The sequence below is a fragment of the Acidovorax kalamii genome (assembly GCF_002245625.1).
GTDB lineage: Bacteria > Pseudomonadota > Gammaproteobacteria > Burkholderiales > Burkholderiaceae_C > Acidovorax > Acidovorax kalamii.
Genome location: NZ_NOIG01000011.1, coordinates 198,692 through 220,152 on the forward strand (window position 1 = coordinate 198,692; position 21,461 = coordinate 220,152).

19 protein-coding genes and 3 tRNA genes are annotated in these 21,461 nt (G+C 65.8%); 18 read left to right on the plus strand and 4 right to left on the minus strand.

All coding sequences use genetic code 11. The features are described from left to right. Positions 1-3: 3 nt before the first annotated feature. The 7 genes from CBY09_RS17735 (at position 4) to CBY09_RS17765 (ending at position 4,883) form a co-directional block, all read left to right on the plus strand. Positions 4-852 (plus strand): SPOR domain-containing protein, encoded by an 849-nt coding sequence (locus tag CBY09_RS17735; RefSeq protein WP_094290902.1) that lies wholly within the window; start codon positions 4-6, stop codon positions 850-852. A gap of 35 nt (positions 853-887) precedes the next feature. Continuing rightward, positions 888-1,376, plus strand: coding sequence for a CvpA family protein (locus CBY09_RS17740; protein ID WP_094290903.1), 489 nt, complete (start codon positions 888-890; stop codon positions 1,374-1,376). A gap of 78 nt (positions 1,377-1,454) precedes the next feature. Then, complete coding sequence (purF, locus tag CBY09_RS17745; protein WP_094290904.1) at positions 1,455-2,960, plus strand: amidophosphoribosyltransferase; 1,506 nt, start codon at positions 1,455-1,457, stop codon at positions 2,958-2,960. A gap of 124 nt (positions 2,961-3,084) precedes the next feature. Continuing rightward, the gene (gene gltX / locus CBY09_RS17750) at positions 3,085-4,506 is read left to right on the plus strand and encodes a glutamate--tRNA ligase (RefSeq protein WP_094290905.1); all 1,422 of its coding nucleotides are present in this window, start codon (positions 3,085-3,087) and stop codon (positions 4,504-4,506) included. 65 nt (positions 4,507-4,571) lie between these two features. Further along, positions 4,572-4,647 (plus strand) — tRNA-Ala (locus tag CBY09_RS17755). 30 nt (positions 4,648-4,677) lie between these two features. Beyond that, positions 4,678-4,753, plus strand: a tRNA-Glu gene (locus CBY09_RS17760). Between the two features lie 53 nt (positions 4,754-4,806). Further along, positions 4,807-4,883: transfer RNA gene (locus CBY09_RS17765), tRNA-Asp, on the plus strand. Positions 4,884-5,175: 292 nt separating this feature from the next. Here the strand turns inward: CBY09_RS17765 and CBY09_RS17770 are convergent. Next, entirely contained in the window at positions 5,176-6,060 is an 885-nt protein-coding gene (locus CBY09_RS17770; protein ID WP_094290906.1) for a LysR family transcriptional regulator, read from the minus strand. 75 nt (positions 6,061-6,135) lie between these two features. Between CBY09_RS17770 and CBY09_RS17775 the strand changes: the two genes are divergently transcribed. Both CBY09_RS17775 and CBY09_RS17780 read left to right on the plus strand, forming a co-directional pair. After that, entirely contained in the window at positions 6,136-6,825 is a 690-nt protein-coding gene (locus tag CBY09_RS17775; RefSeq protein WP_094290907.1) for a GNAT family N-acetyltransferase, read from the plus strand. Positions 6,826-6,954: 129 nt separating this feature from the next. Next, positions 6,955-7,458, plus strand: coding sequence for a hypothetical protein (locus tag CBY09_RS17780; protein ID WP_205734164.1), 504 nt, complete (start codon positions 6,955-6,957; stop codon positions 7,456-7,458). A gap of 142 nt (positions 7,459-7,600) precedes the next feature. Here the strand turns inward: CBY09_RS17780 and CBY09_RS17785 are convergent, their stop codons facing one another. The 3 genes from CBY09_RS17785 to CBY09_RS17795 form a co-directional block, all read right to left on the minus strand. Continuing rightward, positions 7,601-8,359 carry a 3-hydroxyacyl-CoA dehydrogenase gene (locus tag CBY09_RS17785; RefSeq protein ID WP_094290908.1) on the minus strand — a complete coding sequence of 253 codons (759 nt, stop codon included), beginning with the start codon at positions 8,357-8,359 and terminating at the stop codon, positions 7,601-7,603. A 116-nt stretch (positions 8,360-8,475) separates the two neighbouring features. After that, positions 8,476-9,528, minus strand: a complete 1,053-nt coding sequence (locus CBY09_RS17790) for an extracellular solute-binding protein (protein ID WP_094290909.1) — start codon at positions 9,526-9,528, stop codon at positions 8,476-8,478. A gap of 401 nt (positions 9,529-9,929) precedes the next feature. Further along, positions 9,930-10,478, minus strand: coding sequence for a phasin family protein (locus CBY09_RS17795; RefSeq protein ID WP_094290910.1), 549 nt, complete (start codon positions 10,476-10,478; stop codon positions 9,930-9,932). Positions 10,479-10,678: 200 nt separating this feature from the next. On the opposite strand from CBY09_RS17795, the gene CBY09_RS17800 reads away from it, so the two are divergent. The 9 genes from CBY09_RS17800 to CBY09_RS17840 all read left to right on the plus strand — a co-directional run bounded on the left by CBY09_RS17800 (position 10,679) and on the right by CBY09_RS17840 (position 21,460). Further along, on the plus strand, positions 10,679-11,617 hold the full coding sequence (locus CBY09_RS17800) for a histone deacetylase family protein (RefSeq protein ID WP_094290911.1): 939 nt from the start codon (positions 10,679-10,681) through the stop codon (positions 11,615-11,617). Further along, the gene (locus CBY09_RS17805; RefSeq protein WP_094290912.1) at positions 11,614-12,105 is read left to right on the plus strand and encodes an acyl-CoA thioesterase; all 492 of its coding nucleotides are present in this window, start codon (positions 11,614-11,616) and stop codon (positions 12,103-12,105) included. Before CBY09_RS17800 ends, CBY09_RS17805 begins: the two co-directional genes overlap by 4 nt. A 233-nt stretch (positions 12,106-12,338) precedes the next feature. Next, positions 12,339-13,559 carry a nicotinate phosphoribosyltransferase gene (pncB, locus tag CBY09_RS17810; RefSeq protein ID WP_094290913.1) on the plus strand — a complete coding sequence of 407 codons (1,221 nt, stop codon included), beginning with the start codon at positions 12,339-12,341 and terminating at the stop codon, positions 13,557-13,559. A gap of 87 nt (positions 13,560-13,646) precedes the next feature. After that, on the plus strand, positions 13,647-15,059 hold the full coding sequence (locus CBY09_RS17815) for a sodium:proton antiporter (protein ID WP_094290914.1): 1,413 nt from the start codon (positions 13,647-13,649) through the stop codon (positions 15,057-15,059). Positions 15,060-15,073: 14 nt separating this feature from the next. Then, complete coding sequence (locus CBY09_RS17820; protein ID WP_094290915.1) at positions 15,074-16,063, plus strand: 2-hydroxyacid dehydrogenase; 990 nt, start codon at positions 15,074-15,076, stop codon at positions 16,061-16,063. Positions 16,064-16,135: 72 nt separating this feature from the next. After that, complete coding sequence (locus CBY09_RS17825) at positions 16,136-17,860, plus strand: DNA recombination protein RmuC (RefSeq protein WP_094290916.1); 1,725 nt, start codon at positions 16,136-16,138, stop codon at positions 17,858-17,860. Next, a complete protein-coding gene (locus tag CBY09_RS17830) occupies positions 17,857-19,056 on the plus strand; it encodes an MFS transporter (protein ID WP_094290917.1) in 1,200 nt (399 codons plus the stop codon). The genes CBY09_RS17825 and CBY09_RS17830 overlap by 4 nt, the downstream gene beginning before the upstream one ends. A 53-nt stretch (positions 19,057-19,109) precedes the next feature. Continuing rightward, on the plus strand, positions 19,110-20,447 hold the full coding sequence (locus tag CBY09_RS17835) for a porin family protein (protein WP_094290918.1): 1,338 nt from the start codon (positions 19,110-19,112) through the stop codon (positions 20,445-20,447). Between the two features lie 50 nt (positions 20,448-20,497). Beyond that, positions 20,498-21,460: a FecR family protein gene (locus tag CBY09_RS17840; RefSeq protein WP_094290919.1), complete on the plus strand. Its 963-nt coding sequence runs from the start codon at positions 20,498-20,500 to the stop codon at positions 21,458-21,460. The last annotated feature ends 1 nt before the right edge of the window (position 21,461 follow it).

Genomic DNA, 21,461 nt, shown 5'->3' on the forward strand with positions numbered 1-21,461 from the left:
TCCATGGCATTTTTCAAGTTTCGGTGGCCCGGGCAGGGTGAGCAGCAACAGGCCGAAAAACCGTCCAGGCGTGGCGCGCGTACGCCGCAGGCCGAGAGTATCGAGGTGATGCGCCGCCGGGCCCGCCACCGGCTCATTGGCGCTGCCGTACTGGTCCTGGTCGGGGTGATCGGGTTCCCCCTGCTGTTCGACACCCAGCCCCGACCTGTGCCCGTCGATATTCCCATTGAGATTCCTGACCGCAACAAGGTTGCGCCGCTGGTTGTGCCTGCGCCTGTGGCCGAGGCCCCTGTGCCCAAGCCTGCGACGCCTGCTCTGCCCCAGGTTGCTGCCCCTGCTGTGCAACGTGCATCAGCACCGCGCAGCGCGGCCACCAACGGGCTGACGGAAGGGGAAGAGCTGGTGCAGAGCGCGCGTCCATCTGCTGCCAAGCCTGCGCCCGCAGCGCCCACCGTGGCTGCGGCCGCCCCTGCGGCTGCACCCAAGCCCGACACCAAACCGCCTGCGGCACCTGCGCCCGCGCCGGAGCCAAAACCGGCGCAACGCCCCGATGACTCGGCGCGCGCCCGGGCCCTGCTGGAAGGCCGCAGCGCCGAACCAGCGGCCAGCGCAAATGCCGAAGAAAGCCGTTTTATCGTCCAGGTGGGGGCGTTTGCCGATGCCGAAAAGGCCCGTGAAGCACGCACCAAGGTGGAGCGTGCCGGCCTCAAGACCTATACCCAGGTGGTGGACACCAAAGATGGAAAACGCACGCGGGTGCGTGTGGGTCCCTTCACCAACCGGGCCGAGGCGGACAAGGCGGCTGCGCGCATCAAGGCGCTGGAGCTGTCGGCCTCGGTGCTGACGCTGTAAGCCGGGCGGCCCGGCGGTTTCTGTTTTTTGTGTCCATGGCTGCGCTGGATTGGATTTTCGTCGCGGTGCTGCTGGCTTCGATGCTGGTGGGTGCCTGGCGTGGCCTGGTGTTTGAAGTGTTGTCGCTGCTGGGCTGGGTGGTGTCTTTTTTTGTTGCCCAGTGGTTTGCGGCGGACATGGCGGCGCTGCTGCCTCTGGGCGAGTCGGCGGGATCGCTGCGGTATGCGGCGGGTTTTGTCGTGGTGTTCGTGGCGTCGGTGTTTGCCTGCGGGTTTGTGAGCTGGCTGGCCAAGAAGCTGATCGAGGCCATTGGCCTGCGGCCCGCTGACCGCACGCTGGGGGCTGTTTTTGGCGTGCTGCGCGGCATGGTGCTGCTGCTGGCGGTGGCTGTGGTGGTGGGGCTGACCTCGCTGCACGAAGCGCCCTGGTGGCAGGAGTCACAAGCTGCCCCGGTGCTCGCCGAAGTGCTCAGGGGCTTGAAACCGGCGCTGCCGGAAGAATTTGGTAGGCATCTGCCTTCTTGATATCGATGGGGTGGCGGTCACAAGCTGCTGCCATGGGGTTGCCGCGGGGCTGTTCCCGCAAACGGATGGAAACTTACTATGTGTGGAATCGTCGGCGTCGTCAGCACAGCGCCCGTCAATCAGCTGATCTATGACGCCTTGCTGCTGTTGCAGCACCGCGGCCAGGACGCAGCGGGCATCGTGACCCAGCAGGGCCGCAAGTTCTTCATGCACAAGGCCAAGGGCATGGTGCGCGACGTGTTCCGCACGCGCAACATGCGAGCCCTGCCGGGCAATGTGGGCCTGGGGCAGGTGCGTTACCCCACGGCGGGCAATGCCTACAGCGAGGAAGAGGCGCAGCCTTTTTACGTGAATGCGCCTTTTGGTCTTGTGCTGGTGCACAACGGCAACCTGACCAATGCGCGCGAACTGCGCAACGAACTGTTCCAGACCGATCATCGCCACACCAACACCGAGAGTGACTCGGAGGTGCTGCTGAATGTTCTGGCGCACGAGCTGGAGCGCTCCACCCGGGGCGTGCCACTGCAGGTCGAGGATGTGTTCGCTGCCGTGCGTGCCGTGCACAAGCGGGTCAAGGGCTCATACGCCGTGATCGCCCTGATTGCTGGCCATGGTCTGCTCGCGTTCCGTGACCCCCATGGCATTCGCCCCCTGGCCCTGGGCCGCAGCCAGGACGGCACGGTGATGGTGGGCAGCGAGTCGGTGGCGCTGGAGGGCACATCCCATGTGTTCGAACGCAATATCGACCCCGGTGAGGCTGTGTTCATCACGCTGGACGGCCAGGTCCATGCCAGCCAGTGCGCCGAGAAGCCGCAGCTCAACCCCTGCATCTTCGAGTTCGTATACCTTGCACGCCCTGATTCGGTGCTGGATGGCATTTCGGTGTACCAGGCTCGTCTGAACCTGGGCGAGGCCCTGGCCAAGCGCGTGGTGTCCACCGTGCCACCCAACGAAATTGATGTAATCATCCCGATCCCCGAGTCCAGCCGCCCCAGTGCCACGCAACTGGCGCACTTGCTCGGCATTCCGTACCGCGAAGGCTTCGTCAAGAACCGCTATGTGGGCCGCACCTTCATCATGCCGGGCCAGGGCGTGCGCAAGAAGTCCGTGCGCCAGAAGCTCAATGTGATCGGCAGCGAGTTCAAGGGCCGCAACGTGCTGCTGGTGGACGACTCCATCGTGCGTGGCACCACCAGCCGCGAAATCGTGCAGATGGCGCGTGACGCGGGCGCCCGCAAGGTGTATCTGGCCAGCGCCGCACCGCCAGTGCGCTACCCCAATGTGTACGGCATCGACATGCCCACCAGCAGCGAGCTGGTGGCCCATGGCCGCACAGTAGAAGAGATTCGCCAGGCGATTGGCTGCGACGCGCTGATCTACCAGGACGTGGATGGCATGAAGAAGGCCGTGGGTTCGCTCAATGCCGCCATCGTGGGCTTTGACGCCTCGTGCTTTGACGGCGTGTATGTTACCGGCGACATCACGGCAGAAGATATTGCCAGCTTGAACGAAGGTCGCGTGGGCGTGGAGGAGGGCGAAGAAGATACCTCTCGCCTGGCACTGCCGAACGCGCAAGAGGCGTGAGCGCAGCGGCCAAACTGCTGTGGGGGCCATGCGGAGGTTGTCCGTCCGCTGCTCCTGGGATTGACGAATAGACGGATTGACCGAATCGTGACACTGGCCCCGAAAGGGGCCAGACTTTATTGATATGACTGAAACCACTGCTTCCAGCTCGGGCCGCGTGCGCACCCGGTTCGCCCCGTCTCCCACGGGCTTTATCCACCTGGGCAACATCCGCTCGGCGCTCTATCCTTGGGCCTTTGCACGTGCCACGGGCGGTGACTTCATTCTGCGCATTGAAGACACCGACCTGGAGCGCTCCACTCAGGCTGCAGTGGATGTGATCATCGAAGGGATGAAATGGCTGGGCCTGGACCATGACGAAGGCCCGTTCTACCAGATGCAGCGCATGGACCGCTACAAGGCGGTGCTGGCCGACCTGCAGGCTGCTGGCCATGTGTACCCTTGCTACATGAGCGTCGCCGAGTTGGATGCTCTGCGCGAGAAGCAGATGGCCGCCAAGGAGAAACCCCGCTACGACGGCACCTGGCGCCCCGAAGACGGCAAGACCCTGCCGCCGGTGCCCGCAGGTGTGTTGCCCGTGCTGCGCTTCAAGAACCCGCAGGGTGGTGTGGTGGCGTGGGACGACAAGGTCAAGGGCCGCATCGAGATCCGCAACGATGAGCTGGATGACCTGGTGATCGCTCGCCCCGATGGCACGCCTACCTACAACTTCTGTGTGGTGGTGGACGACATCGACATGGCCATCACCCATGTGATCCGCGGCGATGACCATGTGAACAACACGCCGCGCCAGATCAACATCTTCCGCGCCCTGGGCAAGGAGCCACCGGTGTACGCCCACTTGCCCACCGTGCTGAACGAGCAGGGCGAGAAGATGAGCAAGCGCAACGGCGCCAAGCCCGTCACGCAGTACCGCGACGAAGGCTACCTGCCCGACGCCATGGTGAACTACCTGGCGCGCCTGGGTTGGAGCCATGGCGATGACGAGATCTTCAGCCGTGCTCAGTTCCTGGAATGGTTCAACCTCGACCACCTGGGCCGCAGTGCGGCCCAGTTTGACGAGGCCAAGCTGCGCTGGGTGAACGCCCAACACCTCAAGGCCATGTCCGACGACGCGCTCGCCGCGCTGGTGGCGCCCCAGCTGCAACAGCGGGGTGTGCCGGAGCAGGTACTGGCCGATGGCCGCCTGGTACGTATCTGTGCGTTGTTCAAGGACCGCTGTGATACCACGGTGGCGCTGGCCCAATGGGCGCAGGTGTTCTATGGCGATGTGACGCCTGTGGAGGCCGAGCGTGCACAGCATGTCACCGAGGCCATCGCGCCTGCCCTGGATGCGCTGGCTGATGCACTGTCTGCCTGCGAATGGGACAAGGCCTCTATCAGCGCCGCCTTCAAGCAGGTACTGGCCAGCCAGGGCTTGAAGATGCCCCAACTGGCCATGCCAGCGCGGGTTCTCACCGTGGGCACGGCCCACACGCCATCGGTTGATGCGGTGCTGGAATTGGTCGGACGTGAAAAAGTTGTAGCGCGTTTGCGAAACCGCTAAAAATCTGTCTATAATTCAAGGCTCAGATGATGACAACAAATACAAAGTGTTTGAAGTCATTAAGTGGGGGTATAGCTCAGCTGGGAGAGCGCTTGCATGGCATGCAAGAGGTCATCGGTTCGATCCCGTTTACCTCCACCAAAATTTGTTAATGGTTAGTTCCAAGGTTTTGACCCTATCGTCTAGAGGCCTAGGACATCACCCTTTCACGGTGAGTACCGGGGTTCGAATCCCCGTAGGGTCGCCAAGTTTGTAGCACTTGGCTTGTGTTGAAGAATGCAAGCAAAAAGCTGCCTGCCAGGAGTGGTAGTTCAGTTGGTTAGAATACCGGCCTGTCACGCCGGGGGTCGCGGGTTCGAGTCCCGTCCACTCCGCCAGATTTTCATGACGCTGCAGGCCATAAGACGGTTGTGGCGCGATGAGGAAAATTAAACGGACTGCAGTAGTCATTGCTGCAGTCCGTATTTCTTTGTCCGGCCGCTTGCTTCGTTTGCTACCTTGATTGCAAGGCGCGGCAGTCAACCACGGCCAGGGCTTGGGGCCGCTACCGCGGCGCTGGCCGCGAACCTGCTGGCTGGGTTACGAAGCGAGTGACGCCACATCATCCGACCCGCTGCCACGCCGCGCGCTTCGGCAAAACAACATCCTGCGGGCAACCCTGCCACAGCTTCACCGACGAAGCGCCTGCAATGCAGCCACCGTTTCCCGCAGTCCGCGGTGCAGCCGCTTGTCCTTGCGCAGGACGATGGCAAGCGTGCGGCGCAGTGGTGGCGACAGGGGCCGTACTTCAAGCGCGCTGCCGTGGTGTGTGTCCTGCACCGCCATGCCGGGCAGCATCGCGCAGCCCAGGCCGGCGGCCACCAGTTCCTTGATGGCTTCCACGCTGCCCAGCGACATGGCCGGCTGCAGCGCCACGCCAGCACGGGCGAACCACACGTCGGCCAGGCGCCGGGTCTGGCCGCCGGGCTCGTAGAGCAGCACGGGGTGGCGTGCCAGCTCCTTGGCGTCCACGCGCCTTGGCAGCCCGGTGCCTTCGGGGGCGATGGCTACGAAGGCGTCTTCCAGCAGCGGCGTGACATGCAGCATGCGCCCGCTGGCGGGCAGCGTGACAAGGCCCAGGTCCAGCGTGTTGTCTTCCACTGCCTGCACGATGTCGGCGGTGTTGCCCGTGCTGACCGTGATGTCGAGGCCCGCAAAGCGCTGCCGCAGCGACCGCAGCACGGGGGGTAGCAGAAAGATGCAGGCCGTGGCGCCCGTGCCCAGCCGCACGCGACCTGCCGTGCCGTCGGCGTGGCGGGCGACTGCCTCCAGTGCGCCGCTCACGGCTGCATCAATGCGGCCCACGTGGGCCAGCAGCTCGGCACCTGCGGCTGTGGGTCGCAGCACGCGCCCTGCGCGCTCCACCAGGGGCGTGCCCAGACGCTTTTCAAGCTGGCGCACCTGCAGGCTCACGGCCGGTTGGGTCAGGTCCAGACGCTGCGCCGCCGCTGAAAAACTGCCCAGTTCGATGGCGGTGGCAAAGCCGTGCAGCTGGTCAAGGTTGATGCGTTCCATGGCAAAGAATTTCTCATACTCTGTATAAAAAGACAAAGCTTCTTTTATGAATCAAGGCTTGCCAAACTGGCAGCCATGCACACCTTTTCAAGCACTCCATACCCTCCAAGCACCGGCTGCGCCAGCCATGCCTCGCCCTTGCTTCCGGTAGCTGTACAGGCCGCCCAGGCCGCCAACGTGAAACCCGCGACCGCACCCGCCGTACGCGCCCTGCGCGACGACGATCTGGCCGCTGTTCAGGTGCTGTACGCGCACCACGTGCTCCACGGGCTGGCATCGTTCGAGGAGGTGCCCCCCGGGGTGGACGAGTTGCGCGTGCGGCATGCCGCCATACGGGCCGCAGGGCTACCCTACCTGGTGGCGGAACTCGACGGTCAGGTGGTCGGCTTTGCCTACGCCACGCTGTACCGGGCCCGCTCGGCGTACCGCCATACGGTGGAGGATTCCGTCTACGTGGCGCCGAGCTGGACGGGGCGCGGCATTGGCGCCGCGTTGCTGGGCGAAGTGATCCGGCTGTGCGAGGCGGGGCCTTGGCGCCAGATGCTCGCGGTGATCGGGCAGGGCGACGAGAACGCTGGCTCGATGGCGCTGCATGCGCGCCTGGGGTTCGAGCGCATCGGCGCGCTGCGTTCGGTGGGATTCAAGAAGGAGCGCTGGCTGGACACCGTGCTGATGCAGCGGCCCCTCGGCGCAGGAAACGAAACGCGGCCCGCCAGCAGCATGCCGCCCTGCGGCGCACCGGTGCACACCAGGCCGGGGGCGTAGTGGCGGTGCCTTCGGGGTCTGCCGTTGCGGCGGCTTGCTGGGCCTACGGATGCCGCGACGCTGATCGGTGGTGAGCCGCTGGCCGTAACGGGCGCACGGCGCACTCTGGCCGGAGCGCTGTTCGCCGCCATGACCACGCTCGTGAATTTTCTGAACGCGGGCATGTCGGCGCACACCGTGGGGCTGCTCGCGGGCCTGGGGCTTGCGCTGCCGTGGGCGGTGGGCATCGCGTCGTTGCGGGGCGTGGGGCAGTCATCGGCCCGGCTGGCCGACGTGCTCTGGGGCGGGCGGTGGCACCCGCTGGCGCCGGGCGCGGGTGCCGCCTTGCTTCTGCCGCTTGCCTGCCTGGCGGGACTGTGGTCGGGCCAGGTGCTGGCGGCCGCTTTGGTGTTCGTGCTGGCCTATGGTGCGGGCAATGGCCTCTTGACCATCACCCGTGGCACCGTGCCGCTGGTGCTCTTCGATCACCGTACCTACGGCGCTCAGGTGGGGCGGCTGGTGGCCCCAGGCTTCGTGCTGTCGGCCTGTGCGCCCGTGGTGTACGCGGCCGTCATCGATTGCGCAGGGGCGGCGGCCTTGCGGCTGTCGGTGGGTGTGGCGGTGCTGGCGTTTGGCGTGGCGCTGGCGTTGTGACTGGCTTTGCGCCTGGTGCCCGCCGGTCCAGCCCCAACCCATGAGGCCCGGCGGAGCTGGGCCTCATTGCATGGCCCCGGAGGGCCTTCGCGCCTGATCAGCGGGCGTGAATAGCTATATTTATGATAGCAATCGGCATCTTTCAGCGCGGTGCCAGGCGGATGGCGCCGTCCAGGCGAATCACTTCGCCGTTGAGCATGTCGTTTTCGAAAATGTGCTGCACGAGCTTGGCATAGTCCTGTGGTGTACCCAGGCGGCTGGGGAAGGGTACGCCAGCTGCCAGCGCATCCTGCACTTCCTGGGGCATGCCAAACAGCATGGGCGTGCCGAAGATGCCGGGGGCGATGGTCATGTTGCGGATGCCGTTGCGCGCCAGGTCGCGGGCAATCGGCAGGGTCATGCCCACCACACCACCCTTGGAGGCGGAATAGGCGGCCTGGCCGATCTGGCCGTCATACGCCGCGACGCTGGCGGTGGAGATCAGTGCACCGCGCTCGCCAGTGGCTTCGGGCTCGTTCTTGCTCATGGCTTCGGCAGCCAGGCGGATCATGTTGAAGCTGCCGATCAGGTTGACGGTGATGGTCTTACTGAACAGGGCCAGCGCATGCGCGCCGTTCTTGCCCACGGTTTTTTCGGCGGGCGCGATGCCTGCGCAGTTGACCAGGCCCATGAGCTTGCCCAGCGACACCGCCTTGGCCACCACGGCCTGGCCGTCGGCCTCGTTGCTCACATCACATTTAACAAAGGCACCGCCGATCTCCTTGGCCACGGCTTCGCCTTTTTCTGCCTGCATGTCGGCAATGACCACAGTGCCGCCCTGGGCGGCCAGCATGCGTGCCGTGCCTTCGCCCAGGCCGGATGCGCCGCCGGTAACGATGAATACCTTGCCCTTGATTTCCATGAGGTGCCTCGAGTAAGTGACGTTAACGTAAACGTCAATTATGGCGCATCTCCTGTCAGCGCCGAAGGCGAAAAAAAGCCCGGGCGAAGCCGGGCTTGTCGGAAGGCAGGGTGGGCTTACTGGAAGCCGACGCGGTCCAGCATCTGCTGCACCTTGGTCACATTGGCGCCCACGGCGCTGATCGGGATGGTCTCGCTCTTGAAGGGCTTGCCGTCCGTCATGGCCTTGAGGGCGGGGTTGTCCAGCGCCACGCCCTTGGCGGCAGGCCACTCGTTGTTGCCGTTGGCGAAGTAGTTCTGGGCCTCAGGACTGGCCAGGTACTCCAGGAACTTGATGGCGTTGGCCTGGTTTTTGGAGTGCTTGGCCACTGCGCCACCGGCGATGTTCAGATGGGTGCCCCAGGATTCCTGGTTGGGGAATACCACGCCCACCTTGTTGACCACGGCCACGTCTTCGGGCTTGGTGGAACGCATCAGGCGGGCCAGGTAGTAGCTGTTGGTCACGGCGATGTCGCATTCGCCAGCGGCCACGGCCTTGATCTGGTCAGTGTCACCACCCTTGGGGGGGCGGGCCAGGTTCGCCACCATGCCCTTGAGCCAGGCTTCGGCCTTTTGCTCGCCCACATGCTCGGTCACCGCGCCGAACAGGCTCAGGTTGTAGGGGTGCGAGCCCGAGCGGATGCACAGCTTACCCTTGTTCTTGGGGTCACCCAGCTCTTCGTAGGTGTCCACGTCGGCTTTCTGGACCTTGACCTTGTTGTAGACGATCACGCGGGCGCGAGTGGACAGGCCGTACCAGGCAATGCCGCCATCGGCGACGGGATTGCTGCGCAGGTTGGCGGGAATGGCGTCGTTGAGCACCTTGGACTTGATGGGCTGGAACAGGCCATCGACTTCACCCTTGTAGAGACGCGCTGCATCCACCAGCAGGATCACGTCAGCAGGCGACGCTGAACCCTCGGCCTTGAGGCGCGCCAGGATGCCTGCGTCGTCCGCGTCCACACGGTTGATCTTGATGCCGGTGGCCTTGGTGAAGCCGGTGTACAGGGCTTCGTCGGTGGAATAGTGGCGGGCCGAGTAGAGGTTGACGACCTGCTCCTGGGCATGGACTCCGCTCGCGGCGGCGGCCAGGGCACAAACACTCAGCAAGGCTTTCACAGTCTTCGACATGGGATGCGTCTTTCGGGGGTTGTTACTGTCGCAATGATAAAACAAACGCGAATTATTCTTAATAAATGTCCCGAATGGGGCCCGGGATTGCGGCAGAGGGCTGATGTAGCGCAAGGCAAGATGGGCCGCGCGGCGCCTGCGCAGCAGTTGTGGGCCTGTGCGCCCACATGCCCGCGTTCTCTCGTCACGCGATGGCTGAACGGGGTGGGATCGAGCGGGCAAAAAAAAGCCCGGTCGCAAAACCGGGCTTTAAAAGGATCCTTGAAACGGGGGTTTCGAGAGGATCCAAGGAGACAACTCGCGCGCTGTACACAGGGTTTGTGTCGCAGCGCATGAATGAATTATCAGGGTAATCCCTGAACGCGGCCTAGAGGTTGCACTCCAGACCGCCGGTACGGGGCTTAGCGCTTGCGGGGAGCAGCGGTCTTGGCGGCGTTGGCAGCGGTGCTGGCCACGGCGTTGAAGTTGGCTTCGGCCACGTCAGACGCTTGCTTGACGGCCTTTTGCACCGATTCAAATGCGTTGTTGGCGGCAGAGACGGCGCTCTTCATCACGGCCACGGCGGTTTCGGAACCGGCGGGGGCGTTCTTGGCGGCGCTGTCCACCAGGTTGGTGAAAGCCTTCTGTGCGTCGGTGGCTTGCGATTCGAAAGCCTTGCCGAATTCGGCGCCGGTGCCCGAAGCGATGTCGTACAGGTGACGGCTGTAAGCAGCGGTCTTTTCAGCCAGGGGCTGGAACAGGCCAGCTTGCAGGGCCAGCAGTTCTTGTGCGTCCTTCACGCCCAGCACGGCTTGCGTGTGGTTGGCGGCTTCCGACAGGGCGGCGCGCGAGGCGGTCACGTTCAGTTCCACCAGCTTTTCCACGCCTTCGAAGGCCTTGGTCGTCAGACCGAACAGGGTTTCGATGTTGGCTTTGTGCGAGGCCAGGATCTGTTCAGCGGTCAGCGTCATGTCATATCTCCTAAAAATGGGACCCAATGGGCCAGGGTGGCTTACAGACATCTGCGCTGACCGTGACCCGGTAGAGTCATGTTGCAGTGCAGCATGGGATGAATTTTAGGGACTTGCTGCGCGTTTGCAAGGTTTTTTTGTTGCACTGCAGCAAATTAGGTACGGCGCCCCAGAAATCCATGCCTTGCCACAATCGCGTCATGTTTGCCTACTACGCCGATCACTTCGTTCTGCCCCTGCCCGAGGGCCACCGCTTTCCCATGGCCAAGTACCGCATGTTGCGCGACCGGATTGCGCAGCAGCTGCCTGGCGTGGCACTGCAGGTGGCGCTGCCTGCGGCGGACGAAGATCTGGCGCTGGCCCATACCCCCGAGTACATCGACGCAATTGCGAACGGCACACTGCCACCCGCGGCGCAGCGCGAGATCGGCTTCCCCTGGAGCGAGGCCATGGCCGAGCGTGCATGGCGCTCGGTGGGGGCCACCGTGGCCGCCAGCCGCCAGGCTGTGCACGACGGCGTGGCGGGCAACCTGGCGGGCGGCACGCACCATGCCTATGCCCACAAGGGCAGCGGGTTCTGCGTGTTCAACGATGTGGCGGTGGCTGCCCGGCGCATGCAGGCTGAGCATGCCGCAGGGCGGGACGGTGGCAGCCCGCCGCTGCAGGTGGCCGTGATCGACCTGGACGTGCACCAGGGCAATGGCACGGCGCATATCTTCCAGGGTGACGACAGTGTTTTCACGCTGTCGCTGCACGGGGCGCGCAACTTCCCCTTTCGCAAGGAGGCGGGCGATCTGGATGTGGACTTGCCGGACGGCTGTGGGGACGTGGAGTACCTGCAGGCGCTGGACGAGGCCCTGGCGGTGCTGGAGCAGCGCTGCACGCCCGGCCTCGTGTTCTACCTGGCCGGGGCCGACCCGCACGAAGGCGACCGCCTGGGCCGCCTGGCCGTGACCCACGACGGCCTGGAGGCGCGCGACCGGCGCGTGTTCGACTGGGCCTGGCAGCGGCGGATTCCGCTGGTGTTTGCTATGGCGGGGGGTTACGGCAACGATCTGGAAGACACGATCCAGGCCCAGCTCACCACCTGGCGCGTGGCCTTGCAGTACCACCAGCGCTGGCAGAATGTGCGGCCATGACCTCTGCCGCCAGCACCCCGTCCACCGCCTCCGCCACGCCTTCCGCATCCACCCGCCCGGCCCCGCAACCGCGCAGCGCCTACCGCGCGTTCCGTCCCATCACCACGCGCTGGGGCGATAACGATATGTATGGCCATGTGAACAACGTCGTGTACTACAGCTGGTTCGACACGGCGGTCAACGCCCACCTCATCGATCAGGGCGTGCTCGATATCCACGCCGGGGCTGTGATTGGTCTGGTGATCGAGACACAGTGCAACTACTTTGCCCCGCTGGCGTTTCCACAGACGGTGGAGGCGGGCATCCGCGTGGCCAAGCTCGGGGGCTCCAGCGTGCGCTACGAGGTGGGCCTGTTTGCGCAGGGCGAGCCACTCAGCGCCGCCGCAGGCCATTTCATCCATGTGTACGTAGACCGTGACACCCGCCGCCCGGTGCCCGTGCCCGACGCGCTGCGCACCGTGCTGCAGGCGCTGGTGGTGCCCGCCTGACGGATCGCGCTGCAGCTGTGGTGTGGTTGCAATCAATTTGATAGCAATCAACCCATGAGCAGCAAGCGCAGGCGGCCTGAAAACCTTTGATGCTGACTGCTGCGGGCCGCAGCGCCTGAACCTTGGCTGACGCCACGGGTTGCGCCCGGCGCTGGGGCCGCCTATGGCCTACACTTTGCGGCTTGGCTGAACGGCCTCCCGCACCCTGGCTCCACCTTGCGCCTGCCCCGTCCATGATCATCACCAGCCTGCTCGACACCGACCTGTACAAGTTCACCATGATGCAGGTGGTGCTGCACCAGTTTCCGGGGGCGCAGGTCGAATACAAGTTCAAGTGCCGCAACCCCGGTGTGCAGCTGGCACCGTTTGCCAACGAGATCCGTGACGAGATCCGGTCGCTGTGCAGCCTGCACTTCCAGGACGCCGAACTGGCCTACCTGCGTTCACTGCGTTTCATCAAGAGCGACTTCGTGGACTTTCTGGGGCTGTTCAAGCTCAACGAGAAGTACATCACCGTCACGCCCCAGCACAACGGCGAGATCGACATCGCCATCCGCGGGCCCTGGCTGCACACCATCCTGTTCGAGATCCCGGTGCTGGCCATCGTCAACGAGGTCTACTTCCGCAACACGCAGAAGGTGCCCGACTTCCCGGAAGGCCGCCGTCGGCTCGATGCCAAGATTGCGCTGCTGCAGGGTGAAGGCCTGGGCGATCTCAAGATCGCCGACTACGGCACACGCCGCCGCTTCAGCCGCGCCTGGCACGAAGAAGTGTTGCGCGTGCTGGTGGCCCGCCTGGGCACGGGCGACCGCCGCCCCGGTTCCCCCGCAGGGCCCGGCCAGTTTGCGGGCACGAGCAACGTGCTTTACGCCATGAAGCTGGGCGTGACACCGCTGGGCACCATGGCGCACGAGTACCTGCAGGCCTGCCAGGCCCTGGGCCCGCGCCTGCGCGACAGCCAGGTGTTCGGCTTCGAGATGTGGGCCAAGGAATACCGGGGCGACCTGGGTATTGCGCTGTCGGACGTGTACGGCATGAGCGCCTTCCTGCGCGACTTCGACCTGTATTTCTGCAAGCTGTTTGACGGCGCGCGCCACGACAGCGGCGACCCGTTTGCCTGGGGCGAGCGCCTGCTGGAGCACTACCGCAAGAACCGCGTCGATCCGCTGACCAAGACGCTGATCTTCAGCGACGCGCTCACGATCCCGCGCACCATCGAGCTGTACCAGCAGTTCCGGGGCCGCTGCCAGCTGGCCTTTGGCATTGGCACCAACCTGACCAACGACCTGGGCAGCCCGCCTGCGCACGAGCCGCTGCAGGTGGTGATCAAGATGACACGCTGCAATGACCAGCCCGTGGCCAAGCTGTCGGACACCCCCGGCAAGGGCATGTGCGATGACGAGAAATACCTGGCCTACCTGCGCCAGGTGTTCGACATCCCCGTGCCCGCCTGACGGCCCCGAGGGCTGGCGCACCACGCGCGGTGACCGGCGCCCCGAGGCGCCCCAGAATTTTTTTATAACTCGATGGAGACACAACCGATGAAACTCACGCGCGGGCTGGCAGTGGCCAGTCTTTTGGCGGCACTGCCCGGCTGGGCCCTGGCCGCAGACATTGATGGCAGCACGCTGTCGGTTCTCTGGGGCGTGCCGTTTGCAGGCATCCTGCTGTCGATTGCGCTCATGCCGCTGCTCGCGCCCATCTTCTGGCACCACCATTTCGGCAAGGTTGCGGCGGCCTGGGGGCTCGCGTTTCTGGTGCCCTTTGCCATCACCTTCGGGCCGGGCGTGGCGGGTGTGAGTCTGGTGCACGCGCTGCTGGCCGAATACATCCCGTTCGTGATTCTGCTGACGGCGCTGTTCACCGTGGCGGGCGGCATCTTCATACGCGGCAACCTGCATGGCAGCCCGGGGCTCAACACCGCCATCCTGGCCATTGGTGCGGTGCTGGCCAGCTTCATGGGCACCACCGGCGCGTCTATGCTGCTGATCCGTCCGCTGATCCGCGCCAACGACAACCGCAAGCATGTGGCGCATGTGGTGGTGTTCTTCATCTTCATCGTGTCCAACGCCGGGGGCTCGCTCACGCCGCTGGGCGATCCGCCGCTGTTCCTGGGCTTCCTCAAGGGCGTGGACTTTTTCTGGACGGTGAGCCACATCTTCCAGGAAACCCTGTTCCTCATCGGCGCGCTGCTGGCCATCTTCTTCGTGCTCGACAGCTGGTACTACCGCCGCCGCGAAGAGGTGCTCAAGGCCGACCCCACGCCCGACAGCCGCTCCATCGGCTTCGACGGCAAGGTCAACTTTGCGCTGCTGGGCGCGGTGGTAGGGCTGGTGCTGCTCAGCGGCTTCTGGAAGTCGTCCGTGGTGTTCAACATCGCGGGCACCGAAGTCGGCCTGCCCGGCATCGTGCGCGATGTGGGCCTCATCATCGTGACCCTGGTCTCGCTCTGGCTCACGCCCAAGAAGGTGCACGAGGACAACCAGTTTGGCTGGGGCCCCATGCAGGAAGTGGCCAAGCTGTTTGCGGGCATCTTCCTCACCATCATCCCCGTCATCGCCATGCTCAAGGCGGGTGTCAACGGCCCGTTCGGCGCCATCGTGGCAGCCGTCACGCGGCCCGACGGCTCGCCCGACCCGGCCATGTACTTCTGGGCCACGGGCGCGCTCAGCTCCTTCCTCGACAATGCGCCGACCTACCTCGTGTTCTTCAACACCGCCGGTGGCGACCCTGCCGTGCTGATGACCACCCTGGCGCCCACGCTGGCCGCCATCTCGGCGGGTGCTGTGTTCATGGGCGCCAACACCTACATCGGCAACGCACCCAACCTCATGGTCAAGGCCATTGCGGAGGATCGGGGCGTAAAGATGCCCAGCTTCTTCGGCTACATGCTGTGGTCGGGGGGCATTCTGGTGCCGCTGTTCATCGTGATGACCTTCATTTGGTTCCGGTGACCGGGAGATTGAGTATGAGCAAACCCCGCATCCTGGTCGCGCGCGCGATCTTCCCCGACATCGTGGACCGCCTGCGCGAGCATTTCGACGTGGAGGCCAACCCCGACGACGTGATCTGGACCCCGCAGGAGCTGGCCGCGCGCCTGGCCGACAAGGACGGCGTGCTGACCACCGGCAGCCAGCGCATCGACGCCGCGCTGCTGGCGGCGGCGCCGCGCCTCAAGATATGCGCCAACATGGCCGTGGGCTACAACAACTTTGACGTGGACGCCATGACGGCGGCTGGCGTGCAGGGCACCAACACGCCCGATGTGCTGACTGAGACCACGGCCGACTTCGGGTTTGCATTGCTGATGGCCACGGCTCGCCGCATGACCGAGAGCGAGCATTACCTGCGCGCCGGCCAATGGACCAAGTGGAGCTACGACATGTTCGCGGGCAGCGACATCCACGGCAGCACGCTGGGCATCATCGGCATGGGGCGCATCGGGCAGGGCATTGCCAAGCGCGGCGCGCATGGTTTTGGCATGAAAGTGGTCTATCACAACCGCTCGCGCCTCTCGCCCGCGCTGGAGGCCGAATGCAAGGCCACCTACGTCGGTAAGGACGAGCTGCTGCGCACCGCAGACCATGTGGTGCTGGTGGTGCCCTACACCCCCGCATCGCACCACACCATCGGCGCGGCCGAACTGGCGCTGATGAAGCCCACGGCCACGCTCGTCAACATTGCGCGCGGCGGCATTGTGGATGACGCCGCGCTGGCGGTGGCGCTGCGAGAAGGCCGCATTGCGGCGGCGGGCCTGGATGTGTTCGAGGGCGAGCCCAGTGTGCATCCCGACCTGCTCACCGTGCCCAACGTGGTGCTCACGCCGCACATCGCCAGCGCCACCGTGCCAACGCGCCGCGCCATGGCCAACCTGGCGGCCGACAACCTGATCGCCTTCCTCGGTGGGCGGGGCCCGCTCACGCCGGTGAACCAGCCTGTGGCGGGTCTGCGCGGCTAGGATTTCGAACAAAATGGGCCGTTACCGCGCGATAGATAAGCGGTAGTAGCTATCAAAATTATAGTAAATACCTTGACTACCGATACGCTTGTCTTGCTGGCCGCATGGGCCGTTGTGGTGCTGCTGGTGGCCGTGCTGCTGCTGCGCCGCCCGCGTGTGGAGCTGCCTGCCGAGTGGCTTGCGCGCCTGCAGTCGCTGGAGGCCACGACCCAGGCGACCCAGCTGGCCGTGGCCCGCAACGACGGCGCCATGGAGGCGATGGCGCAGCAGCTCTCGGGCTTCACCCAGGCCACGCAGCACCAGCTGGAGGCCCTGCGCGGCGCGGTGGACGAGCGGCTGGCCCAGGCCGTGGGCGAATCCCGCACCGGCCGCGCCGAGTTGCTGGCCGCGTTTGGCGCGTTTGAGGCCAAGCTGGAGCAGCGCCTGGCCCAGGGCCAGGCCGAGGCCGCCCTGGCGCGCAAGGAGCTGTCGGACGCACTGGCCGCCTTCCGCGCCGAACTCACACAGACCGCGCAATCGCTCGCGTCCGACAGCCAGCGCTCGCGCGAGGCGCTGGCCGAAAGCACGCAGCTGTTCGAGCAGCGCATCCAGGAGCGCTTCGAGGCCCTGTCGGCCGCTACGCGGGGCACGCTCGACTCGCTCAAGACCGACATCCAGACGCAGATGGGCGCTGTGTCCACCGCGCTCAAGGACCAGCTTGAAGCCAACGGAAACCAGATCCGAAACCAGTTCTCGGTGCTGCAGGACGCGGTCTCGCAGCAGCTCACGGGCATGGTGCAGGGCAGCCAGCACAACGCCGAGCAACTGCGCAATGCGCTCAACGAACGCCTGGCCGCCATCCAGGCAGACAACGCCACCAAGCTCGAAGAAATGCGCCGCACGGTGGACGAAAAACTCCACGCTACGCTGGAGCAGCGGCTGGGCGAATCCTTCAAGCTCGTCAGCGACCGGCTGGAGCAGGTGCACAAGGGCCTGGGCGAGATGCAGACCCTGGCGGGCAGCGTGGGCGACCTCAAGCGCGTGATGACCAACGTGAAGTCGCGCGGCACCTGGGGCGAAATGCAGCTCGGCGCCATCATCGACAACGTGCTCACGCCCGACCAGTTCGCGCGCAACGTCAAGACCGTGCCGGGCAGCGATGAGCTGGTCGAATTCGCGATCCGCCTGCCGGGCAAGAGCGACGAGCATCCGGTGTGGCTGCCCATCGACTCCAAGTACCCCGTGGAGCAGTACCAGCGACTGCTGGACGCGCAGGACGCGGCCGACAAGGCCGCCATTCTGTCGGCGGGCAATGCCTTCGAGACCTCGATCAAGCTCGAAGCGAAGAAGATCTTTGCCAAGTACGTCTCGCCCCCGCACACCACCGACTTTGCTGTGCTTTACCTGCCCACCGAGGGGCTGTTTGCCGAGGTGATGCGCCGCCCCGGCCTGGTCGAAGCCGTGCAGAACGAATGCCGCGTGATGATCACCGGCCCGGCCAATCTGGCCGCGATGCTCAACAGCCTGCAGATGGGCTTCAAGACCCTGGCGATCGAAAAACGCTCGTCCGAGGTGTGGAGCCTTCTGGGCATGGTCAAGACCGAATTCGCCAAGTTTGGCGATGTGGTCGAGGCCACCAAAAAATCCATCGACGCTGCCGCCAAGAAGTTTGACGAGGTGGGCGTGCGCACCCGTGCCATCCAGCGCAAGCTGCGTGACGTGCAGGATTTGCCTGCGCCCGACGCCGCCCGCGCCCCGCTGGCCGGCGCACGCACGGCCGCCTTGCCGGGCCTGGACCCCGAGGACGACCTGCTGTGAACGCGACGCTGGCCCGGTTGATCGGCGGCCAGATCTGCGTGCACGGCAGCATGGCCGGCATGCGCCTGGCCGCGCCACTGCTGGCGCTGCGCGAGGGCTACAGCGCGGCGGCCGTGGGTCTGTTGGTGGCGCTGTTTGCGCTCACGCAGGTGTTCCTGGCCCTGCCTGCAGGCCGCTACGCCGACCGGCATGGACTCAAGCGCCCGGTCGGCTATTCGGTGGCGGTGGCCTGTGTGGGCGCGGGGCTGGCCGTGGTGTTTCCCACCTTCCCGGTGCTGTGTGTGGCGGCGCTGATGACAGGCGCCGCTGCGGGTGCTGCCACGATTGCGGTGCAGCGCCATGCGGGCCGGGCGGTGCATGACGCCACTGAACTCAAGCAGGTGTTCAGCTGGCTGTCCATCGGTCCGGCGGTGTCCAACTTCATCGGCCCGTTTGCGGCAGGCCTGGCCATTGACGTGGCGGGCAGCTCACCGGGCAGCCTGGAGGGTTACCGCGCGGCGTTTGCGTTGCTGGCCGTGCTGCCTTTGCTCAGCTGGCTCTGTGTGCGGGGTTTGCCAGACATGCCCGCTCCTGCGGCTGCTGCGGGAGGCGAGTCGGGCAGGGCGCCACAGCGAGCCTGGGACCTGCTGGGCGATGCCCCATTTCGCCGCCTGCTCATCGTCAACTGGCTGATTTCCTCGTGCTGGGACGTCCACGCCTTCGCCGTGCCGCTGCTGGGGCACGAGCGCGGTCTGTCGGCCGCCGTGATCGGCACCATCTTTGGTGCGTTTGCCATTGCGGCCACCGTGATCCGCGTGGTGATGCCCTTCGTGGCCAATCGCCTGCGCGAGCAGGTTGTCATGGCGGTGGCGATGCTGGTCACGGCCGTGTTGTTTGCGGTGTACCCGCTGCTGCACAGCGCCTGGGCCATGGGTCTGTGCTCCGTGCTGCTGGGCCTGGCGCTGGGCACGGGGCAGCCCATGGTGATGAGCCTGCTGCACCAGATCACGCCCTCGCACCGCCAGGGCGAGGCGCTGGGCCTGCGGCTGATGGCAATCAACGCGTCCAGCGTGCTGATGCCGTTGATGTTTGGCTCGGCCGGGGCAGTGATTGGCGTGAGCGGCCTGTTCTGGGCCGTGGGTGCGGCAGGCCTGGGGGGCTCGCGGCTGGCGTGGCGCATTGCAAACAGGGTTCCCAAGGAGTCCCAAAAAGCGTAAACAGGTGTAAATTGCCTTTACCCGTCAGCGGGTTCCGAGAGGAGGGGGCTGTCATGTACCTTCGATTCTGGTCACGGCGCACGTTGCCATGGTGCCTGGCTGCGGCGCTGGGCGTGGCCCTGCCGTCTGTGGCACTGGCCGACGAGGTGGTTCAGCAGGCCACCGCCCTGGTACGCCAGGGGCAGGCGTTGCAGGCCTTTCAACTGCTGGATGCCCACGAGGCCCGGCGTGCCGGCGACCCGGTGTTTGACGCCGCCATGGGCGAGGCCGCCCATGCCGCAGGCCAGTACACCCGCGCCATCATGGCGCGCGAACGCGTGCTGGCGGCCGACCCCGGCAACCAGGCCGCTCAGGTGGCGCTGGGCCAGTCGCTGCAGGCCGTGGGCGACCGGCGCGGGGTGCTGGCGCTGCCGCCTCAGGTGCAGGCCTTGCTGATCCCCGTGGACGCGGGGCACACCCTGGACCAGTTCCTGTATTCGTACGACCGCCCCGAATATGGCGGCCACTCCTCGATCAAGGGTTATGTGGAGCTGGGCGTGGGCCATGACTCCAATGCCAATGCCGCGCCCGTGGTGGGCGAGCTGCAGTCCCCCGTGCCGGGCACACCGCCCTGGGCCTTGCTGCCCGAGGCACAGGCCACCTCGGGCAACTATGTGGTGGCGCAGGCCGGGCTGCGGGGGCGCGCGGTGATCAATTCGCGCTGGTCGGTGGTGGGCACGGCGCTCGCGGCCACGCGCCACTACGGGGGCCAGGCCGACCGGTTTGACCACACGGCCCTGGATGGTGCCTTGGGCATGGCATTCCGGGCCGAGCGGCACGAGGTGATTGTCTCGGGCCAGGGTTCGTACTACGCCCTCGACGGTTCGCGGCTGCGCACCATGGGCGGTGTGCTGGGCGAGTGGATCTACCGCATCGACGGCTTCCGGCAATGGGGCAGTTTTTTGCAAGTGCTGGAGGTGCGCTACCCCACGCAGGAGCTGCGCAATGTGCGGCGCAGTGTGCTGGGCACCTCGTATTCGCACCTGTTTCGCAACGGCACATCGGCCTATGCGGGCGTGTATGGCGGGCGCGAGCAGCCCAAGGCCAACGACGCCGACCCGCTCGGCCACCGCCTGTGGGGCGTGCGCCTGGGGGGGCAGTGGCCGCTGGCACCGCAGTGGACGGTATTTGCCAGCGCCGACTGGGAGCACCGGCGGTATGGCGGGCAAGACCCGTTTTTTGCTGTGACCCGCACCGACCGCCAGGCCCAGGTGGCCCTGGGCCTGAACTGGACCCCGGCGCCCGGCTGGCGCGTGACGCCGCAGTGGCAAATCACGCGCAACGCCTCCACGCTGCCCATCACCGACTATGAGCGGCGGGTGTTTTCCATCCTGCTGCGCCGGGAGTTCTGAATGAGGCCGCTGACCTGGGGTTTTGCTGCAAACCCGCCCTGGAGGTGCTTATGACATCCGACCAAAAACGCGCCCGGCTGGCGCTGCTGATGGGCATGGTGGCGGCCTGGCCACTCACCGGCCTGGCGGCTGCCGGGCTGGTGCAGTTCACGGCGGGCGATGTGCAGCTGCGCCGGGGCGACAGCCTCTCGCGTCTGGCCAAGGGGGCCGAGCTGGACGGGGGCGACGTGGTGCTGACCGGCACCGAGGGGCGTGCGCAGATCCGCTTTTCGGACGGCGGCCTGGTGGCCCTGTACCCGGACTCGCAATTCACCGTGACCCGTTATGCCGACGGTGCGGGCACGGGCGAAGACCATTTTGTGGTCAACTTGCTGCGCGGCGGCATGCGCGCGCTCACCGGGCTCATCGGCAAGCGCAATCCTTCGAGCTACAAGGTCATCACGCCCACTGCTGTGGTGGGCATCCGGGGCTCGGCCTTCATGCTGGCCATTGATGCCAATGGCAAGGTGTTGGTGTCGGGCGAGCAGGACGAGATCGAGGTCTGTACCCAGGCCGGTTGTGTGGGCGTGACGGCTGGGGAGGCGGTGCTGGTGCTGTCTGACCTGGAGCTGCCGGTGTACACCCACACCCGGGCCTTGCTGCCGGTGCCCGAGTTGCCCACCCCCATGCTGATGGGCGAGCAGCTGGACGTGCAGGGGCGCCGCGCGTTTGTGTACATCGTCCCGGCGCCCACGCCGGCGCCGGTTCCCGTGGCGCCGCCACCGCCTATCACGGCGCCGCCACCGCCGGTGCCCGTGGCGCCACCCCCACCGCCCACGGACGATTACCAGCCCCCGGCACCGAGCACGCCACCGCCGCCCACACGGCCCACGCCGCCGCCCCCGACGACCACGGCACCACCCCCGGCCACCACGACGCCACCACCGCCCACGGTGCGGCCGCCGTTTGTGTTCGTCCCGGTGCTGCCGATTTTCATACTGCCTCCGCCCCCACCGCCGCCGGTGATCCGGTAGC

What these genes read in the sequence shown, in the direction of transcription:
- CBY09_RS17735 (WP_094290902.1), top strand. Translation starts at nt 4, where the DNA reads ATGGCATTTTTCAAGTTTCGGTGGCCCGGGCAGGGTGAGCAGCAACAG.
- CBY09_RS17740 (WP_094290903.1), top strand. Translation starts at nt 888, where the DNA reads ATGGCTGCGCTGGATTGGATTTTCGTCGCGGTGCTGCTGGCTTCGATG.
- purF (WP_094290904.1), top strand. Translation starts at nt 1,455, where the DNA reads ATGTGTGGAATCGTCGGCGTCGTCAGCACAGCGCCCGTCAATCAGCTG.
- gltX (WP_094290905.1), top strand. Translation starts at nt 3,085, where the DNA reads ATGACTGAAACCACTGCTTCCAGCTCGGGCCGCGTGCGCACCCGGTTC.
- CBY09_RS17770 (WP_094290906.1), bottom strand. Translation starts at nt 6,060, where the DNA reads ATGGAACGCATCAACCTTGACCAGCTGCACGGCTTTGCCACCGCCATC.
- CBY09_RS17775 (WP_094290907.1), top strand. Translation starts at nt 6,136, where the DNA reads ATGCACACCTTTTCAAGCACTCCATACCCTCCAAGCACCGGCTGCGCC.
- CBY09_RS17780 (WP_205734164.1), top strand. Translation starts at nt 6,955, where the DNA reads ATGACCACGCTCGTGAATTTTCTGAACGCGGGCATGTCGGCGCACACC.
- CBY09_RS17785 (WP_094290908.1), bottom strand. Translation starts at nt 8,359, where the DNA reads ATGGAAATCAAGGGCAAGGTATTCATCGTTACCGGCGGCGCATCCGGC.
- CBY09_RS17790 (WP_094290909.1), bottom strand. Translation starts at nt 9,528, where the DNA reads ATGTCGAAGACTGTGAAAGCCTTGCTGAGTGTTTGTGCCCTGGCCGCC.
- CBY09_RS17795 (WP_094290910.1), bottom strand. Translation starts at nt 10,478, where the DNA reads ATGACGCTGACCGCTGAACAGATCCTGGCCTCGCACAAAGCCAACATC.
- CBY09_RS17800 (WP_094290911.1), top strand. Translation starts at nt 10,679, where the DNA reads ATGTTTGCCTACTACGCCGATCACTTCGTTCTGCCCCTGCCCGAGGGC.
- CBY09_RS17805 (WP_094290912.1), top strand. Translation starts at nt 11,614, where the DNA reads ATGACCTCTGCCGCCAGCACCCCGTCCACCGCCTCCGCCACGCCTTCC.
- pncB (WP_094290913.1), top strand. Translation starts at nt 12,339, where the DNA reads ATGATCATCACCAGCCTGCTCGACACCGACCTGTACAAGTTCACCATG.
- CBY09_RS17815 (WP_094290914.1), top strand. Translation starts at nt 13,647, where the DNA reads ATGAAACTCACGCGCGGGCTGGCAGTGGCCAGTCTTTTGGCGGCACTG.
- CBY09_RS17820 (WP_094290915.1), top strand. Translation starts at nt 15,074, where the DNA reads ATGAGCAAACCCCGCATCCTGGTCGCGCGCGCGATCTTCCCCGACATC.
- CBY09_RS17835 (WP_094290918.1), top strand. Translation starts at nt 19,110, where the DNA reads ATGTACCTTCGATTCTGGTCACGGCGCACGTTGCCATGGTGCCTGGCT.
- CBY09_RS17840 (WP_094290919.1), top strand. Translation starts at nt 20,498, where the DNA reads ATGACATCCGACCAAAAACGCGCCCGGCTGGCGCTGCTGATGGGCATG.